Source organism: Aeromonas sp. QDB56, assembly GCF_027705505.1.
GTDB classification, from domain to species: domain Bacteria; phylum Pseudomonadota; class Gammaproteobacteria; order Enterobacterales; family Aeromonadaceae; genus Aeromonas; species Aeromonas caviae.
Map to the genome: position 1 here is coordinate 29,710 of NZ_JAPDBZ010000016.1, position 16,565 is coordinate 46,274.

Annotated in this window: 12 protein-coding genes; 5 read left to right on the forward strand and 7 right to left on the reverse strand. The window is 60.8% G+C overall.

Features of this window, described 5'->3' with window-relative positions:
- Positions 1-194: 194 nt before the first annotated feature.
- Both acnB and OKB81_RS04495 read right to left on the reverse strand, forming a co-directional pair.
- The gene (acnB, locus tag OKB81_RS04490; protein ID WP_049636528.1) at positions 195-2,792 is read right to left on the reverse strand and encodes a bifunctional aconitate hydratase 2/2-methylisocitrate dehydratase; all 2,598 of its coding nucleotides are present in this window, start codon (positions 2,790-2,792) and stop codon (positions 195-197) included.
- A 229-nt stretch (positions 2,793-3,021) separates the two neighbouring features.
- Entirely contained in the window at positions 3,022-5,325 is a 2,304-nt protein-coding gene (locus tag OKB81_RS04495; RefSeq protein WP_160837319.1) for a patatin-like phospholipase family protein, read from the reverse strand.
- A gap of 273 nt (positions 5,326-5,598) precedes the next feature.
- Here OKB81_RS04495 and OKB81_RS04500 point away from each other — a divergent pair, with 273 nt between their 5' ends.
- Both OKB81_RS04500 and OKB81_RS04505 read left to right on the forward strand, forming a co-directional pair.
- The gene (locus tag OKB81_RS04500; protein WP_160837321.1) at positions 5,599-5,997 is read left to right on the forward strand and encodes a hypothetical protein; all 399 of its coding nucleotides are present in this window, start codon (positions 5,599-5,601) and stop codon (positions 5,995-5,997) included.
- Positions 5,998-6,141: 144 nt separating this feature from the next.
- The gene (locus OKB81_RS04505) at positions 6,142-6,324 is read left to right on the forward strand and encodes a hypothetical protein (protein WP_017779057.1); all 183 of its coding nucleotides are present in this window, start codon (positions 6,142-6,144) and stop codon (positions 6,322-6,324) included.
- Between the two features lie 73 nt (positions 6,325-6,397).
- Here the strand turns inward: OKB81_RS04505 and lpdA are convergent, their stop codons facing one another.
- The 5 genes from lpdA to ampD all read right to left on the reverse strand — a co-directional run bounded on the left by lpdA (position 6,398) and on the right by ampD (position 14,347).
- Entirely contained in the window at positions 6,398-7,825 is a 1,428-nt protein-coding gene (gene lpdA / locus OKB81_RS04510; RefSeq protein WP_010675812.1) for a dihydrolipoyl dehydrogenase, read from the reverse strand.
- A gap of 148 nt (positions 7,826-7,973) precedes the next feature.
- Positions 7,974-9,869, reverse strand: a complete 1,896-nt coding sequence (aceF, locus tag OKB81_RS04515; protein ID WP_160837323.1) for a pyruvate dehydrogenase complex dihydrolipoyllysine-residue acetyltransferase — start codon at positions 9,867-9,869, stop codon at positions 7,974-7,976.
- A gap of 120 nt (positions 9,870-9,989) precedes the next feature.
- A complete protein-coding gene (gene aceE, locus OKB81_RS04520) occupies positions 9,990-12,650 on the reverse strand; it encodes a pyruvate dehydrogenase (acetyl-transferring), homodimeric type (protein ID WP_104452205.1) in 2,661 nt (886 codons plus the stop codon).
- A gap of 83 nt (positions 12,651-12,733) precedes the next feature.
- Entirely contained in the window at positions 12,734-13,498 is a 765-nt protein-coding gene (gene pdhR / locus OKB81_RS04525; RefSeq protein ID WP_010675815.1) for a pyruvate dehydrogenase complex transcriptional repressor PdhR, read from the reverse strand.
- Between the two features lie 276 nt (positions 13,499-13,774).
- Positions 13,775-14,347, reverse strand: a complete 573-nt coding sequence (ampD, locus tag OKB81_RS04530) for a 1,6-anhydro-N-acetylmuramyl-L-alanine amidase AmpD (protein WP_053288099.1) — start codon at positions 14,345-14,347, stop codon at positions 13,775-13,777.
- 128 nt (positions 14,348-14,475) lie between these two features.
- On the opposite strand from ampD, the gene OKB81_RS04535 reads away from it, so the two are divergent.
- From OKB81_RS04535 to OKB81_RS04545, 3 genes are all read left to right on the forward strand, one after another.
- The gene (locus tag OKB81_RS04535) at positions 14,476-14,946 is read left to right on the forward strand and encodes a retropepsin-like aspartic protease family protein (protein WP_160837325.1); all 471 of its coding nucleotides are present in this window, start codon (positions 14,476-14,478) and stop codon (positions 14,944-14,946) included.
- Positions 14,947-14,949: 3 nt separating this feature from the next.
- Positions 14,950-15,825: a carboxylating nicotinate-nucleotide diphosphorylase gene (gene nadC / locus OKB81_RS04540; RefSeq protein WP_160837327.1), complete on the forward strand. Its 876-nt coding sequence runs from the start codon at positions 14,950-14,952 to the stop codon at positions 15,823-15,825.
- A gap of 310 nt (positions 15,826-16,135) precedes the next feature.
- Positions 16,136-16,504: a prepilin-type N-terminal cleavage/methylation domain-containing protein gene (locus OKB81_RS04545; RefSeq protein WP_160837329.1), complete on the forward strand. Its 369-nt coding sequence runs from the start codon at positions 16,136-16,138 to the stop codon at positions 16,502-16,504.
- Positions 16,505-16,565 lie beyond the last annotated feature (61 nt).

Genomic DNA, 16,565 nt, shown 5'->3' on the forward strand with positions numbered 1-16,565 from the left:
TACCGCGGTATAAAAATGCCCACCAGGAAACGGTGGGGCCATCATGGCCAGACAACGAAAGCGCAACGCGCGTACCAGGCAAATCGACGACGCCGTTGCTGGGCATGGCGGGTCATTATCGCGCAGCCCCCTGAAATGGAAAATGCCGCGTCGAGACGCGGCATTGTTATTTTCAGTGGTCAGACCGGCGAGTCTCAGACCGCTTGCTGCAGGATCACCGCATCGGCCTTCTTGGTGTAGGAGGCGATCTCGTTGAAGTTCAGGTAGCGATAGGTGTCGGCAGCAGTGGCGTCCAGGGTCTTGGCGTACTGCAGATACTCTTCCACGGTCGGGATCTTGCCGATGATGGCGGCAACCGCAGCCAGCTCGGCAGAGGCCAGATAGACGTTGGCACCCTTGCCCAGGCGGTTCGGGAAGTTGCGGGTGGAGGTGGAGACCACGGAGGCCCCTTCCGCTACCCGCGCCTGGTTGCCCATGCACAGGGAGCAGCCCGGAATCTCGATGCGGGCACCGACCCGACCAAAGATGCCGTAGTAGCCCTCTTCGGTCAGCTGATCCTTGTCCATCTTGGTGGGCGGCGCGATCCACATGCGGGTCGGCAGCTCGCCCTGATACTTCTCGAGCAGTTTGCCGGCGGCGCGGAAGTGGCCGATGTTGGTCATGCAGGAACCGATGAACACCTCGTCAATCTTGTCACCCGCCACGTCGCTCAGCAGACGGGCATCGTCCGGATCGTTCGGCGCGCACAGGATCGGCTCCTTGATGGTGGCCAGATCGATCTCGATGATTTCGGCGTACTCGGCGTCCTTGTCCGCTTCCATCAGTACCGGGTTGGCCAGCCACTCTTCCATCCCCTTGATGCGGCGGGTGATGGTGCGCACGTCGCCGTAGCCTTCGGAGAGCATCCACTTCAGCATCACGATGTTGGACTTCAGATACTCGATGATCGGCTCTTTATCCAGCTTGATGGTGCAACCAGCGGCAGAGCGCTCGGCGCTGGCGTCCGCCAGTTCGAACGCCTGCTCCACTTTCAGGGTCGGCAGACCTTCGATCTCGAGGATGCGGCCGGAGAAGATGTTCTTCTTGCCCGCTTTCTCGACGGTCAGCAGCCCTTTCTGGATGGCGGCGTAGGGGATGGCATGGACCAGGTCACGCAGGGTGATGCCCGGCTGCAGCTCGCCCTTGAAGCGCACCAGCACGGATTCCGGCATGTCCAGCGGCATCACGCCGGTGGCGGCGGCGAAGGCCACCAGACCAGAGCCAGCCGGGAAGGAGATACCGATGGGGAAACGGGTGTGGGAGTCACCACCGGTACCCACGGTATCCGGCAGCAGCATGCGGTTCAGCCAGGAGTGGATGACGCCGTCGCCCGGACGCAGAGAAACACCGCCGCGGTTCATGATGAAGTCCGGCAGGGTGTGGTGGGTCTGCACGTCGATGGGCTTGGGATAGGCCGCGGTGTGGCAGAAGGACTGCATGGTCAGATCGGCGGAGAAACCGAGGCAGGCCAGGTCTTTCAGCTCGTCGCGGGTCATGGGGCCCGTGGTGTCCTGGGAGCCGACCGTGGTCATCTTGGGTTCGCAGTAGGTGCCCGGGCGAATGCCCTTCACGCCACATGCCTTGCCCACCATCTTCTGGGCCAGGGTGAAACCTTTGCCGGTATCGGCCACCGGCTGCGGACGGCGGAACACGGTGGAGAACGGCAGACCCAGCGCCTCGCGGGCCTTGTCGGTCAGGCCACGGCCGATGATCAGCGGAATACGGCCACCGGCGCGCACTTCGTCGATCAGCACCTCGGTCTTCAGTTCGAACCGGGCCAGCACCTCGTCGGTACCGTGGCGGGTGATCTTGCCCTCATAGGGGAAGATGTCGATGACATCGCCCATCTCCAGTTTGGAGACATCCACTTCGATGGGCAGGGCACCGGCATCTTCCATGGTGTTGAAGAAGATGGGGGCAATCTTGCCACCGAGGCAGACGCCGCCAGCACGCTTGTTCGGCACGAACGGAATGTCGTCGCCCATGAACCAGAGCACGGAGTTGGTGGCGGATTTACGGGAAGAGCCGGTACCGACCACGTCACCCACGTAAGCCAGCGGGAAGCCCTGCTCTTTCAGGGAATCAATGGTCTTGATGGGGCCGATGACGCCATCCTTGTCCGGGGTGATGCCGGGACGGGCGTTCTTCAGCATCGCCAGGGCGTGCAGCGGAATGTCCGGGCGGGACCAGGCGTCCGGCGCCGGCGACAGATCATCGGTGTTGGTTTCGCCGGTCACCTTGAACACGGTGACGGTGATCTTCTCGGCCAGGGCCGGGCGGTTCAGGAACCACTCGGCGTCGGCCCAGGATTGCAGCACCTGCTTGGCGTGGGCATTGCCCGCCTTGGCCTTCTCTTCCACGTCGTGGAAGGAGTCGAACATCAGCAGGGTGTGGGAGAGACCCTTGGCGGCAAGAGGAGCCAGGGTCGCATCGTCCAGCAGGTCGATCAGCGGCTGGATGTTGTAACCACCCTGCATGGTACCGAGCAGCTCGACGGCTTCGGCGGCAGTCAGGATGGGGGAATGGGCCTCGCCCTTGGCGACGGCGGTGAGGAAGCCGGCTTTCACATAGGCCGCTTCATCAACACCCGGGGGAATGCGGGAGGACAACAGTTCTTTCAGAAAGTCCTGTTCGCCGGCGGGCGGATTCTTGATCAGCTCAACCAGGGCGGCAACCTGCTCTGCGTCCAGAGGTTTGGCGACCACGCCTTCGGCGGCACGTTCTGCGACGTGTTTACGGTATGTTTCAAGCACGACTAATTCCTCTTTGGTCTTTTTTTTGGGGTTCGCCCAAGCTCGCGGCGATCGTCCTTGCGGGACACCCGTAGGGTGCCCCCCACTATATAAGTTTTAACGACTAATTAAAATCCAAACCCTGTGCAGTTATTCATCAAACCAGCATAACCATATAAACCTATTAGGTTTTTTTAGAGTGACAAGCCGCCCACCCAAGGTGAGTTAACAAAAAGGCAGCATTTCGCCCTTATTGGAACGTAGTGCCCAATTGCAGATAGAACATGTCGTGCCCCCCCTCCGCCATGCCATAGCCGAGGAAGATGGGACCGAGGAAACTCTCCACCCCCATATAGAGGGAACCCGAGGTATAGGAGGATTCGATGCTGATGTCCTCTCCCTTGTCCCAGACCCCCCCTTGCTCGAGGGAGCCCCCGAGGAACAGGGGCGCCTTGAAGGCACCGAAGTCGTTGTCCGCCACCCGGTAGATGTAGCGCAATCCGCCGAACAGGCTGTATCGACCGCTCAACTGGTAATGCTGGAAGCCGGACATGCGGAACAGCCCCCCCAGATCCTGCACGAACAGCGGTACCGTCTCCTGGGAGCTTGAGCCGCCCCCTTCCAGCATCAGGTTGAGGCTGTGCCTGTCCCAGGACCAGGGCTTGATCATCACCAGCCGGTAATTCACCCCCTCGGCCTGCTCGGAGGGGCCGTCCGAGGGGTCGAGATCGACGTAGGAGTAGCCCCCCTTGATGTCCCAGTAGACCCCCTGATAGGGGAAGTAGCGGCTGTCGAGGGTGTCGTGCTCGAAGCGGATGTAGGGTCCCCAGGCAGAGGCATCGGCATCCGCGTTGGTGAGGTTCTGGATCTCCACGCTGCCGATCTTGCCCTCCAGCCCAAGGGAGAAGCGGCTCCAGGGCTGGCGATTCCAGCCGACGGCAAGATCCACGCTGGTGAAGCTGTACTCGGAGTCCAGATAGCTGACCCCGGACGACGACCTGCTCTCTTCCGGGAAGAAGACGCGTCGCTGGGTCTTGTCGTAGGCCAGGCTCGTCTCGCCGAAGTAGGTCTGGGAGGGCTCCAGCGGGGTGTAGAAGTCGGTCTTGAGGTGCTTGGCGGTCCCGAGGGACGCCTCGGTCAGCCACTCGCCTCCCCAGTCGTTGACGTTGGTCAGGGTGTAGGACATGCCGACGTTGTAGTTGGAGCTGCTCTCGAAGTCATCGGAGAAACCGAGCTGGAAGTTGAGATAACCCGGCCCCCAGTTCTTCTCGCTGGCGTCCACCACCAGCACGTTCTCTCCGTCCCGCTCCTCCACCTCGTAGGTGATGCGATCGAACGACTCCAGGGCGTAGAGGCGACGGATCCCCGCCTCCAGGCTCTCGTAGGTCTGCACCTTGTCCGGGCGCACGTTCAGCATGGCCCGCACCGTGTCGTCGGAGAGGCGCGACTTGTTGATGATCTCCACCTTGTCGATGTAGTAGGCGGGCTGGCCACTGCGCTCGGCACGCCGGCTCAGCTTGCCGTTGCGATAGTCGGCGTAGGCGGCGGGCGAGAGAGAGAGCGCATCGAGCCGGGCCGCAGCACTGTTGGCGACCGCCTCCCCGATCTTGATCCCCTCCGGCATCAGGGCGAAGTCGGCGATCCCCATGTTGCCGAACTCGGGGGTCAGCAGGATGTCCCTGGGGCCCAGCAGCGCCTTCTGCTTTTCGGTCCCCACCTGGGTCATGTAGGTGGTGAGCTGATCGATCATGGCCAATCCCGACTTGAGGGACTCCCGGGTACGCAGCTTGGCGCCGATGTCCACCGCGATCACCACGTCGGCCCCCATGGCCTTGGCCACGTCCACCGGCATGTTGTTGACCGTGCCACCATCGGCCAGGATGCGGCCGTCCCAGTCCACCGGCTTGAGGGCACCGGGAATGGACATGGAGGCCTGCATCGCCTTGGCGAGGCTGCCGTGATCCAGCACGAAGGGGGTCACCGTCTCCATGTCGGTCGCCACCGCGCGATAGGGGATAGGCAGGTTGTCGAAGCTCTTTTGCGCCGGCAGGTTGGAGGTGGCGTGGCGCAGCAGGCTGGCCATGGACTGTCCCTGGAAGAAACCGTCCGGCAACTGGGTCTGGTCACCGTTGACCCCGATGTCGGTGCGCAGCTGGTATTTCTCGGTCTGCTGCTTCTTGCGCAGGGAGAGCTCGTCGCGTCCCACCTTGTCCTGATAGCCCTTGTTCCAGTCGATGGCCAGCGTCGTGCGCTCCACCTCCTCGGCGCTAAGCCCCATGGCATACATGCCCGCCACATAGGAGCCCATGCTGGTCCCGACGATGATGTCCACCGGGATGTGCTTTGCCTCCAGCACCTTGAGCACCCCGATATGGGCCGACCCCTTGGCCCCGCCGCCGCTCAGTACCAGGGCGATCTTCGGACGATCCATCTTGGTTGCCCCCGGGTTTTTGGCAGAAGGCGCGGGATCATTGGCTCCGGCCGCCGCCATGAACGGCAGGGTCGCCAGCAGGAGCACGAGCAGATGGGTCCATCCCCGATGAAAGATGCGCATATGAAAGTCCATAAATCCGGTGCGAGTCGAGCGGGCAGGCCGCCAGTCAGGTGCAGCCTACTATAAGTGCAAGCACTTTAACCGCAAGCCGGGGTGCTGGCGAGGGGTCGCCCCGCTTGCGACGATGTCTCGGCAAAATCGGGCGCCAATCCAGTCCAATCCGGGTGTGAGCGCAAACGTTAATCGACAATAAACGCCCCCGCCGCCTCAAGAGCGCGCCAAATCAGCCGCTATTATGAGTTCAACCCTGGTTCACACTTCCGAGTCACCCTTATGTTCGCAAGCCTGACACTGAAACAGAAAATTCTGGCCACCGTCATCCTCGCCGTGGCCCTCTCCTGCCTGCTGGTGGGCTATTTCAGCCAGCGTTCTGCCCAGCAGCTGATCGAGAACCGCATGTTCGAGCAGGAGCTGCCCAACCTGACCCAGCGCATCGGCAAGGAGATCGAGAAGGATCTCACTTCGGTCGCCAATGCCGCCAGACAGCTTGCCAACGACCGCTTCGTGCTGGACTGGGTCGAGCGCGGCATGCCCAAGGAGCAGGAGTCCATCCTTATCAACCAGCTCACCATGGAGACCGCCGATATCGCCCATCACCTGACCGAGTCGAGCCGCAACCTGCAGCACCTCTCCGGCGAGCTCGACAAGCTGGTCGGCAACTTCCGGCTGTAACTTTTGACTCCCATTTCATCACCCGACAGAGGGCGCAGCGGCGCCCTCTGTCGCCACCACGGCAAGCCGTGACGCAGGCGCTTTTGCGCCACCTCCACCGGCTTCTGAAAATGCCCCATAATCAGGAAAATGAGAGGAGGAGTTATGGGCAAGCTGGTCGTGATGATAGTGCTGGGGGGGCTGCTCAGCGCCTGCAGCAGCGGGCCCGTGCGGGTGCACGGTGCCGACGTGAGCGTGGACGATACCCGGATCCGGGTCAGCGACGGGGATCGCGGAGGCTACGGTACCTTCTGCCCACCGGGACAGGCCAAGAAGGGGCGCTGCTGACCGCTGGGTGCCGAAAGACAGACAACAAAAAGCCGCTCCATGGAGCGGCTTTTCTTATGAAACGGGCAGAAGATTATTTTTTCTTCTTGGCCTTGGCGTTCGGCAGGTCGGTGATGGAGCCTTCGAACACTTCGGCAGCCAGACCCACGGACTCGTGCAGAGTCGGGTGAGCATGGATGGTCAGCGCGATGTCTTCAGCGTCGGCACCCATCTCGATGGCCAGACCGATTTCACCCAGCAGTTCACCGCCGTTGGTACCCACGATGGCACCACCGATGACGCGGCCGCTCTCCTTGTCGAAGATCAGCTTGGTCATGCCGTCGGAGCAGTCGGACGCGATGGCGCGACCGGAAGCAGCCCACGGGAAGGTGGCGACTTCGAAGTTCAGACCCTGTTGCTTGGCTTCCTTCTCGGTCAGACCCACCCAGGCCATCTCTGGCTCGGTATAGGCGATGGACGGGATCACTTTCGGGTCGAAGTAGTGCTTCTTGCCGGCGATGACTTCGGCCGCCACGTGGCCTTCGTGTACACCCTTGTGGGCCAGCATGGGCTGACCGACGATGTCGCCGATGGCGTGGATGTGGGCCACGTTGGTACGCAGCTGCTTGTCGACTTCGATGAAACCGCGCTCGTTGACGGCAACACCGGCCTTCTCGGCATCCAGCATCTTGCCGTTCGGCACACGGCCTACGGCAACCAGCACGTTGTCGTAGCGAACCGGCTCGGCCGGGGCGTGCTTGCCTTCGTAGGAGACGTACAGGCCGTCTTCACGGGCTTCAACGGCGGTGACCTTGGTCTCCAGCATGATGTTGAATTTCTTGGCAACGCGCTTGGTGTAGATCTTGACGATGTCTTTGTCGGCAGCCGGTACCAGCTGGTCGGCAAATTCCACCACGTCGATCTCGGAACCCAGGGAGGAGTACACGGTACCCATCTCCAGACCGATGATGCCGCCACCGATGACCAGCAGCTTGCCAGGAACGGTCGTCAGCTCCAGCGCATCGGTAGAGTCCCATACGCGGGGGTCGTCATGGGGGATGAACGGCAGCTTCACCGGACGGGAACCGGCGGCGATGATGGCGTTGTCGAAGGTGACGGTGGTCTTGCCGTCGGCGCCTTCCACTTCCAGCGTGTTCGGACCGGTGAACTTGCCGAAGCCGTTCACGACCTGGACTTTACGCATCTTGGCCATGCCAGCCAGACCGCCGGTCAGCTGGTTGATGACCTTCTCTTTCCACAGACGCACCTTGTCGATGTCGGTCTGCGGGGCACCGAAGACGATGCCGTGCTCGGCCAGCGCCTTGGCTTCTTCAATGACTTTGGCGACGTGCAGCAGTGCCTTGGACGGGATGCAACCCACGTTCAGGCAGACGCCACCCAGGGTGGAGTAACGCTCGACGATAATGGTATCCAGACCCAAGTCAGCCGCACGGAAGGCAGCGGAATAACCGGCAGGGCCAGCACCCAGTACTACGACCTGGGTTTTGATTTCTTTACTCATCATGACCTCTTTGTCGTTCTTATATCCCCGGACAGCACAGTCTTATGCCAAACAAGGCCGCTGCAGCCGTGAAAAAAACGGGGCAAGTTTACAATCCTGTTAACGAAATGAGAAGCAAAAAGGGCGGGCTCTGGGCCCGCCCTCTCACTTACAGGACCAGTCGACGAATGTCGGACAACACACCACTCAGGGTGGTGATGAAGCGGGCACCGTCGGCGCCATCGATGACGCGGTGGTCGTAGCTCAGAGCCAGCGGCAGCATCAGGCGCGGCACGAACTCTTTACCGTTCCACTTCGGCTTCATCTCGGACTTGGAGACGCCCAGGATGGCCACTTCCGGCGCGTTGACGATCGGGGTAAAGCTGGTACCGCCGATGCCACCCAGGCTGGAGATGGTGAAGCAACCGCCCTGCATGTCGGCAGCGGTCAGCTTGCCGGCACGGGCCTTCTTGGAGATCTCGGCCAGATCGCGGGACAGCTCGTGGATGCCCTTCTTGTTGACGTCGCGAACCACCGGAACCACCAGACCGTTGGGGGTATCCACCGCCACACCGATGTGGATGTACTTCTTCATGATCAGCTTGCTGCCGTCTTCGGACAGGGCGCTGCAGAAGCGCGGATGGGCTTCCAGGGCCTTGGCGGCCGCCTTCAGGATGAACACCAGCGGGGTGATCTTCACGTCCAGCTTCTGCTTCTCGGCCAGGATGTTCTGCTCTTTGCGGAACGCTTCCAGATCCGTGGTATCGGCTTCGTCGAACTGGGTGACGTGGGGGATCATGGCCCAGTTGCGGTGCAGGGCAGGACCGGAGATCTTCTGGATACGGGTCAGTTCCAGCTCTTCGACAGGGCCGAACTTGCTGAAATCAACCTTCGGCCAGGCCACGACGCTCATGCCGTTGCCAGTGCCGGTGCTGGCAGCCGGAGCGGACTCGGCGCGCTTGACCGCATCCTTCACGTAAGCCTGCACGTCTTCTTTGACGATGCGACCCTTGCGACCGGAGGCTTTCACCTTGGCCAGGTTGACACCGAACTCGCGCGCCAGACGGCGTACAGCCGGGGAGGCGTGGACATAGGCGTCGTTGGCGACGAAATCGGAGGCGGCAGCAGCCTGGGCAACCGGCGCAGGAGCGGCGGCAGCCGGAGCGGCAGCAACAGGTGCTGCGGCAGGAGCCGGAGCAGCCACGGCAGCCGGAGCGGCACCCGCCACTTCGAATACCATGATCAGGGAACCGGTGGAGACCTTGTCACCCGCCTTCACCTTGATCTCCTTGACCACACCGGCGAACGGCGCAGGCACTTCCATGGAGGCCTTGTCGCCTTCCACGGTGATCAGGGACTGGTCGGCTTCAACCTTGTCACCCACGGCGACCATGATTTCGGTCACTTCCACTTCGTCACCACCGATGTCCGGCACGTTGACGTCCTTGGCACCGGCGGCAACCGGAGCAGCGGCAGCCACGGGGGCAGCAGCAGGAGCCGGCGCGGCAACAGCGGCCGGGGCAGCGCCCGCCACTTCAAAGACCATCACCAGGGAGCCGGTAGAAACCTTGGCGCCGGCGGCAACCTTGATCTCGACCACGCGACCGGCGAACGGTGCCGGCACTTCCATGGAGGCCTTGTCACCTTCCACGGCGATGATGGACTGGTCGGCTTCAACCATGTCGCCCACGGCAACCATGATCTCAGTCACTTCGACTTCGTCACCACCGATGTCCGGCACGTTGACGTCCTGGCGAGCGGCAGCAGCAGGAGCAGCGGCCGGCGCGGCAGCAACCGGGGCAGCAGCCTGGACCGGAGCAGGTGCGGCAGCCCCCTCGGATTCGAAGACCATGATCTGGGAACCGGTGGCAACCTTGTCGCCCACCTTGATCAGGATCTCTTTGACGATACCGGCGGCGGGGGCCGGCACTTCCATGGAGGCCTTGTCACCTTCCACGGCGATCAGGGACTGGTCCAGCTCGACCTTGTCACCCACGGCCACCATGATCTCGGTGACTTCAACTTCATCGGCACCGATATCCGGCACCATAATCTGTTTGGACATTGCGCTTTATCCTCTTGCGTGCATCCGCGTGGCAGCCTGGGCATCACCACGCGCATCCCGCGTTATCCGTTTAAACCCAGGCAAGGTCGCGCCGGATACCCGGCGCGACACTCAATCCTCTTACGCGTACAGCGGGTTGACCTTGTCGGCATCGATGCCGTACTTGGCGATGGCTTCGGCCACAACCTGCTTGTCTACCTCGCCGCGCTTGGCCAGTTCGGTCAGGGCAGCAACCACTACGTAGAACTCGTTCACTTCGAAGTGACGACGCAGGTTGGCACGGCTGTCGGAGCGGCCGTAACCGTCGGTACCCAGTACACGGTAGTTCTCGGTCGGAACGAAGGCACGCACCTGATCGGCGAAGGACTTCATGTAGTCGGTCGCGGCGATGGTGGCTTCGCTGCCCAGTACCTGAGCGATGTAGGGCACACGCGCTTCGGCGGTCGGGTGCAGCATGTTCCAGCGATCCGCGTCCTGACCGTCACGAGCCAGTTCGTTGAAGGAGGTGACGCTGAACACGTCGGAACCCACGCCGTACTCGCTGGCCAGGATCTGGGCGGCGGTGCGCACGTGACCCAGGATGGAACCACAACCCAGCAGCTGTACCTTGGCCTTGGTGCCGGCCACGGTTTCCAGCTTGTAGATACCCTTGCGAATGCCTTCCTCGGCGCCTTCCGGCATGGCCGGCATGGCATAGTTCTCGTTCAGGGTAGTGATGTAGTAGAACACGTTCTCCGGGTTCTCACCGTACATGCGGCGCAGGCCGTCCTGTACGATCACCGCCACTTCATAGGCGTAAGACGGATCGTAGGAGATGCAGTTCGGGATGGTGTTGGCCAGGATGTGGCTGTGACCATCTTCGTGCTGCAAGCCCTCTCCGTTGAGAGTGGTACGACCGGAGGTCGCGCCCAGCAGGAAGCCACGGGCTTGCTGGTCACCGGCTGCCCACGCCATGTCGCCGATCCGCTGGAAGCCGAACATGGAGTAGTAGATGTAGAACGGGATCATCGGGCAGTCGTTGGTGCTGTAAGAGGTCGCAGCAGCCAGCCAGGAGGACATGGCGCCCAGCTCGTTGATACCGTCTTGCAGAACCTGACCCTGCTTGTCTTCCTTGTAGTAGGAGACGATGTCGCGGTCTTGCGGGGTGTACTGCTGACCGTGCGGGCTGTAGATACCGATCTGGCGGAACAGGCCTTCCATACCGAAGGTACGGGCTTCGTCAGCCAGGATCGGGACGATGCGCTTGCCGATGGACTTGTCTTTCAGCATCACGTTCAGGGAACGCACGAACGCCATGGTGGTGGAGATTTCGCGCGCCTGTTCACCCAGCAGCGGACCGAAAGCATCCAGCGCCGGGATTTCCAGCTTGGTGGTGCTCTCGCGCAGACGGGTCGGTACATAGCCCTTCAGCGCGGCACGGCGGGCGTGCAGGTATTTGTGCTCTTCGGTACCCTCTTCGATCTTCAGGTACGGCAGGTTTTCCAGCTGCTCGTCGGTGACCGGCAGGTTGAAACGATCGCGCAGGTGACGCACGGAGCCCAGGTCCATCTTCTTGACCTGGTGAGCGATGTTCTTGCCTTCGGCCGCTTCACCCATGCCGTAACCCTTGATGGTCTTGGCCAGGATCACGGTCGGCTTGCCCTTGGTCGCTGCAGCCTTGGAGAAGGCGGCGAACAGTTTGCGAGGATCGTGACCACCGCGGTTCAGGGCGAAGATCTCCTCGTCGGTCATGTCTTTGACCAGCGCGGCGGTTTCCGGATAACGGTTGAAGAAGTGCTCGCGCACGTAGGCACCGTCGCGGGACTTCATGGTCTGGTAGTCACCATCCACGGTCTCGTTCATCAGCTGGATCAGCTTGCCGGAAGTATCTTTCTTCAGCAGCTCATCCCACTTGCGACCCCAGATGACCTTGGTCACGTCCCAGCCAGCGCCGGCGAACAGGCCTTCCAGCTCGTTGATGACCTTGCCGTTGCCGACAACCGGACCATCCAGACGCTGCAGGTTGCAGTTAACCACAAACACCAGGTTGTCGAGCTTTTCACGCACTGCAACGGTCAGGGCACCCTTGGCTTCCGGCTCGTCCATCTCGCCGTCACCCAGGAAGGCGTAAACGGTCTGCTCGGAGCAATCCTTGATGCCACGGTCGGTCAGGTACTTCAGGAAACGCGCCTGATAGATGGCGGCGATGGGGCCCAGACCCATGGAAACGGTCGGGAACTGCCAGAATTCCGGCATCAGTTTCGGGTGCGGGTAGGAAGGGATACCTTTGCCATCCACTTCCTGACGGAAGTTGTCCAGCTGCTCTTCGGTCAGGCGACCTTCGGCGAATGCGCGGGCGTAGATGCCCGGGGAGATGTGACCCTGGAAGTAGACCAGATCGCCACCGTCCTTCTCGTTGCGGGCACGGAAGAAGTGGTTGTAGCAGACTTCATAGATGGTCGCGGAAGAAGCGAAGGAAGACATGTGACCACCCAGGTCCAGGTCTTTCTTGGAGGCGCGCAGCACGATCATCATGGCGTTCCAGCGGATGATGGCGCGAATGCGGCGTTCCATTTCCAGGTCGCCCGGGTAAGCCGGCTCGTCGCTGGACGGAATGGTGTTGATGTAGTCGCGGTTTGCCTTGGCAGCCACGTCCACACCGCTTGCGCGGGCTTTCTCGGCCAACTGTTCAAGGATGAACTGAGCGCGTTGCGGACCCTCTTCACGCAGCAGGGATTCCAGAGAGGCAAGCCACTCCAGCGTTTCTATCGGGTCCACATCGTTCTTCAGGATATCAGACATGGCTGGTTCCTATGTTGTTGTGATTGCACGGCATTGCACGGCGAAGGGCGCAAGCATTCGACAATTAAGAAAGCCTTGTGGGATTAGTTTTCCTGCTGACGGATCCGACGCATGGATCGCTGGATCCGGCTGTCTTCCCTCTGCATATCCAACAAGGTGTCCTCGATAAAGGCCAGGTGCTCATGACAAGCAGCCCTGGCCCGCTCCGGAGCCCCCGACAGGATAGCCTCGATCAGGCTCGCACGATGGCGACGGATCTTGGCGACCACTCCCGGACGGCGATTCAAAATTTCGTTATTGCGTAAAATGTTCTGCTCGAGCATGGGGCCCATGGCCCGCAACAGGTGCAGCAGCACCACGTTGTGGGAGGCCTCGGCCACGGCCAGATAGAACTGGGTCACGGCGGCCGATTCGACCACCAGCGACCCTTGCTGACCGGCTTCTTCGATGGCGGCTTGCGCCAGGCGAATCCGTTCGAAATCAGCCTCGGTGCCCCGCAGCGCCGCATAGTAGGCACAGATGCCTTCCAGCGCGTGACGAAACTCCAGCAGGTCGTACTGGGCTTCCGGGTGAGTGCTGAGCAGTTCGAACAGGGGGTCGGCGATCCCCTTGCTCAGGGCATTTTGTACGTAAGTGCCACCGCCCTGACGACGATACAAGAGTCCTCTCGCTTCCAGGCGCTGGATGGCTTCGCGCAAGGAAGGGCGCGACACCTGAAACTGGATGGCGAGTTCCCGCTCGGGCGGCAACTTCTGGCCCGGCTGCAGGCTGCCTTCCAGAATCATGCTTTCCAGCTCGGCGACGATGGCGTCGGCCAGCTTGGGCTGAGTTATCTTGATATAGGGCATGAGGCTACTTTGTTAAATTGGTATTACCAATTTTATGGTTGGGGCGAAAATTAGCAGAGGGCTTGAAAAAAGTCCACCCAAAAGATGATCTGAATCAAGAAGCTCGGTTGCCACTTTGGGGGTAAAAACGCGGAATCATGATATAGCTCATAGAAAATGGTCTGACCAATATTTGTCAGCTTGCTCACCGATAACATTTGGCCAACAACATGAAAAATGGCTTGCCAGACAAGGCAAGCCATTGATTCTAAAAACACAAAATAATTTTTAGATTTTTCACTCAAAGTGAAGCTTTTCCCGATAGCGAGGCCATTCGAAACTGTCACCCGGATCCGTCTTGCGGCCCGGCGCGATGTCGCAGTGACCGACAATACGGTCCGCCGTGATGGCGGGATAACGGTGAACAATCGCCCGACTGAGGTCCGACAGCACCTCGTATTGCTTGTCGCTGTAGGGAAGCTCGTCGGTCCCTTCCAGTTCGATCCCGATGGAAAAATCGTTGCATGCCTCCCTCCCCTCCCAGATCGAGACTCCCGCATGCCATGCCCTGGCGCCAAAAGGCACGTACTGTACCAGTTCCCCATCGCGGCGGATCAGGCAGTGGGCCGAGACCCTCAGTTGGTGAATACCGGCGAAATAGGGGTGAGCACCGGGATCGAGGCGCCCCAGAAACAGATCGTCGATAAAAGGGCCACCAAACTGCCCGGGGGGCAGGCTGATGCCGTGTATCACCAACAAGGAGACATCCTCCGGGCTGAGCCTCTCATTGTGATGGGGGGAAGGCACCTTGCGGGCCTGCTCGCACCATCCTTCACGATCGATGGAAAACAGGGTTGTGGGTTGTGTCATCGTCTGCTCGACTCACAAATGGAAGCGATGTGCCTCTGGCGGGATGGGAAAACTGGGAACAAGTCTCTGAATTCATGGATAACGCTATGTTAGGCTGAGCCATTCACTCGCGCGATATGGGACACACTATGCACCCGATGGCACGCCGTCTCTGGCTGCTCGCCTGGCTCTCGCTGCTGGGTCTGCTGACCCTCTACTTTCACGGTCGCGAACAACCGTCGGTGACCGCCAGCGGCGATCTGCTGCTCAGGGCCGATGCCAGCGGCCATTATCGACTGGAGGGTGCCATCAACGACCAGCCGGTGCAACTGCTGCTGGACACGGGCGCGACCAGGGTGACCATACCGAGCCAGGTGGCCTCCCGCCTCGGCCTCGTCGCCACCGGCCGCAGCCGGGTCAACACGGCGGCCGGAGAGATCCAGGTCGAAACCAGCCGGATCGAAAGTCTGGCGATGGGTCCGCTGACCCTGTACGATTTGTCAGTCTTTATCAATCCGGCAGCCGACGGGGACGAGATCCTGGTGGGCATGAATGCCCTGGGCCGGCTGGAATTACGCCAGAAAGACAGGCAGTTGCTTCTCAGACCCTTGCAGGAATAAGGCATGTTACAACAGGACATCAGCCGCGCCGTGCGCGCCGCACTTCTCGAAGACTTGGGCGATGCCCTCACCGCACTGGATCAACCGGATGCCAGCGCCGACATCACGGCCCAGCTGATCCCGGCGGATCGCATCTCGACGGCGCGAGTCATTACCCGCGAGGCGGGCGTCTTCTGCGGCCAGCCCTGGGTCGACGAGGTGTTTGCCCAGCTCGGTGGCGAAGTGAAGGTCGAGTGGAAAGTGCAAGATGGTGAACGCCTTGCCCCCAATCAGGAGCTGTTCCGCCTCCATGGCCCCGCCCGCGTGCTGCTGACCGGCGAACGTAACGCCCTGAACTTCGTGCAGACCCTCTCCGGCGTCGCCACCCTGACCGCCCGCTATGTGGCCGAGCTGGAGGGAACTGACTGCCGGTTGCTCGACACCCGCAAGACCCTGCCCGGCCTTCGCACCGCCCAGAAGTATGCGGTCACCTGCGGCGGCGGCAAAAACCACCGCATCGGCCTCTATGACGCCTATCTCATCAAGGAGAACCACATCCTCGCCTGTGGCGGCATTCAGGAGGCCATTGCCGAGGCTCGCCACCTCAATCCGGGCAAGCCGGTGGAAGTGGAGGTCGAATCCCTGGCCGAGCTGGAGCAGGCGCTGGCAGCCCGGGCCGATATCGTGATGCTGGACAACTTCGACATCCCCATGATGCAGGAAGCCGTTCGCCTCAATCAGGGCAGAGCCAAGCTGGAGGTCTCCGGCAACGTCACCCTCGATACCCTTGCCGGATACGCCGCGACCGGGATCGACTTCATCTCGGTGGGCGCCCTGACCAAACACGTGCGGGCACTGGATCTCTCGATGCGCTTTATGGAAGGCGCGGCCAAGGGCTGAGCGGGTCAACACCACTCTTTGGGGCCAGAAATATTACAGGGCTCGAAACTTGCAAAAGGCGCCATCGGCGCCTTTTCTTTATGCAGGATCCTACGACATAAGGAGTGTGAAGATGGGCCCTCCCCAACCTTGAATAGTGCCAAGAGACACCATTTAATCTTTGATTTTTCTACAACTTTCACTAAATGACACAAAAGTGGTTAACAAGGGCCCAGCCTCTGTTGCCAACCCGAAACGCTCGGATAAGATACCAACGTGGATAGCATTCCACCGGCGCTTATCAGGAACCATGGAAAAAAGGATATTTGACATGAAAAGACAGTCAGGGTTTACGCTAATCGAATTGATGATCGTCGTTGCGATAGTCGCCATCCTCGCCGCTATCGCCTTGCCGGCGTATCAGACTTATACACTTCGAGCGAAGTTTTCGGAGGTTATAGCCGCTGCTGGTCCCGCAAAGACGGCCTTTGAGGTATGTGCTCAAGGGTTGGATGTTGCACCTGCAGATATTGACACAAGCACCGCTGGCGCAGGTGCCGAGTGCGTGGATGCAGCAAATAGCGCTTTGGCATCTGCCATTGTAAATTCCAATACGGACAGAATAAATATCTCTTCAGCAGCAGGCGATACGTTGGCGGAGGCAAGTGGAGCCAGAGGGGTATACAGGGTGAGAGCGTGAACATCCTGTTAAATTTCAGAGAGTTTTTGCAGGCCAGCTGCGAGCACAGTGTCCAGATAGT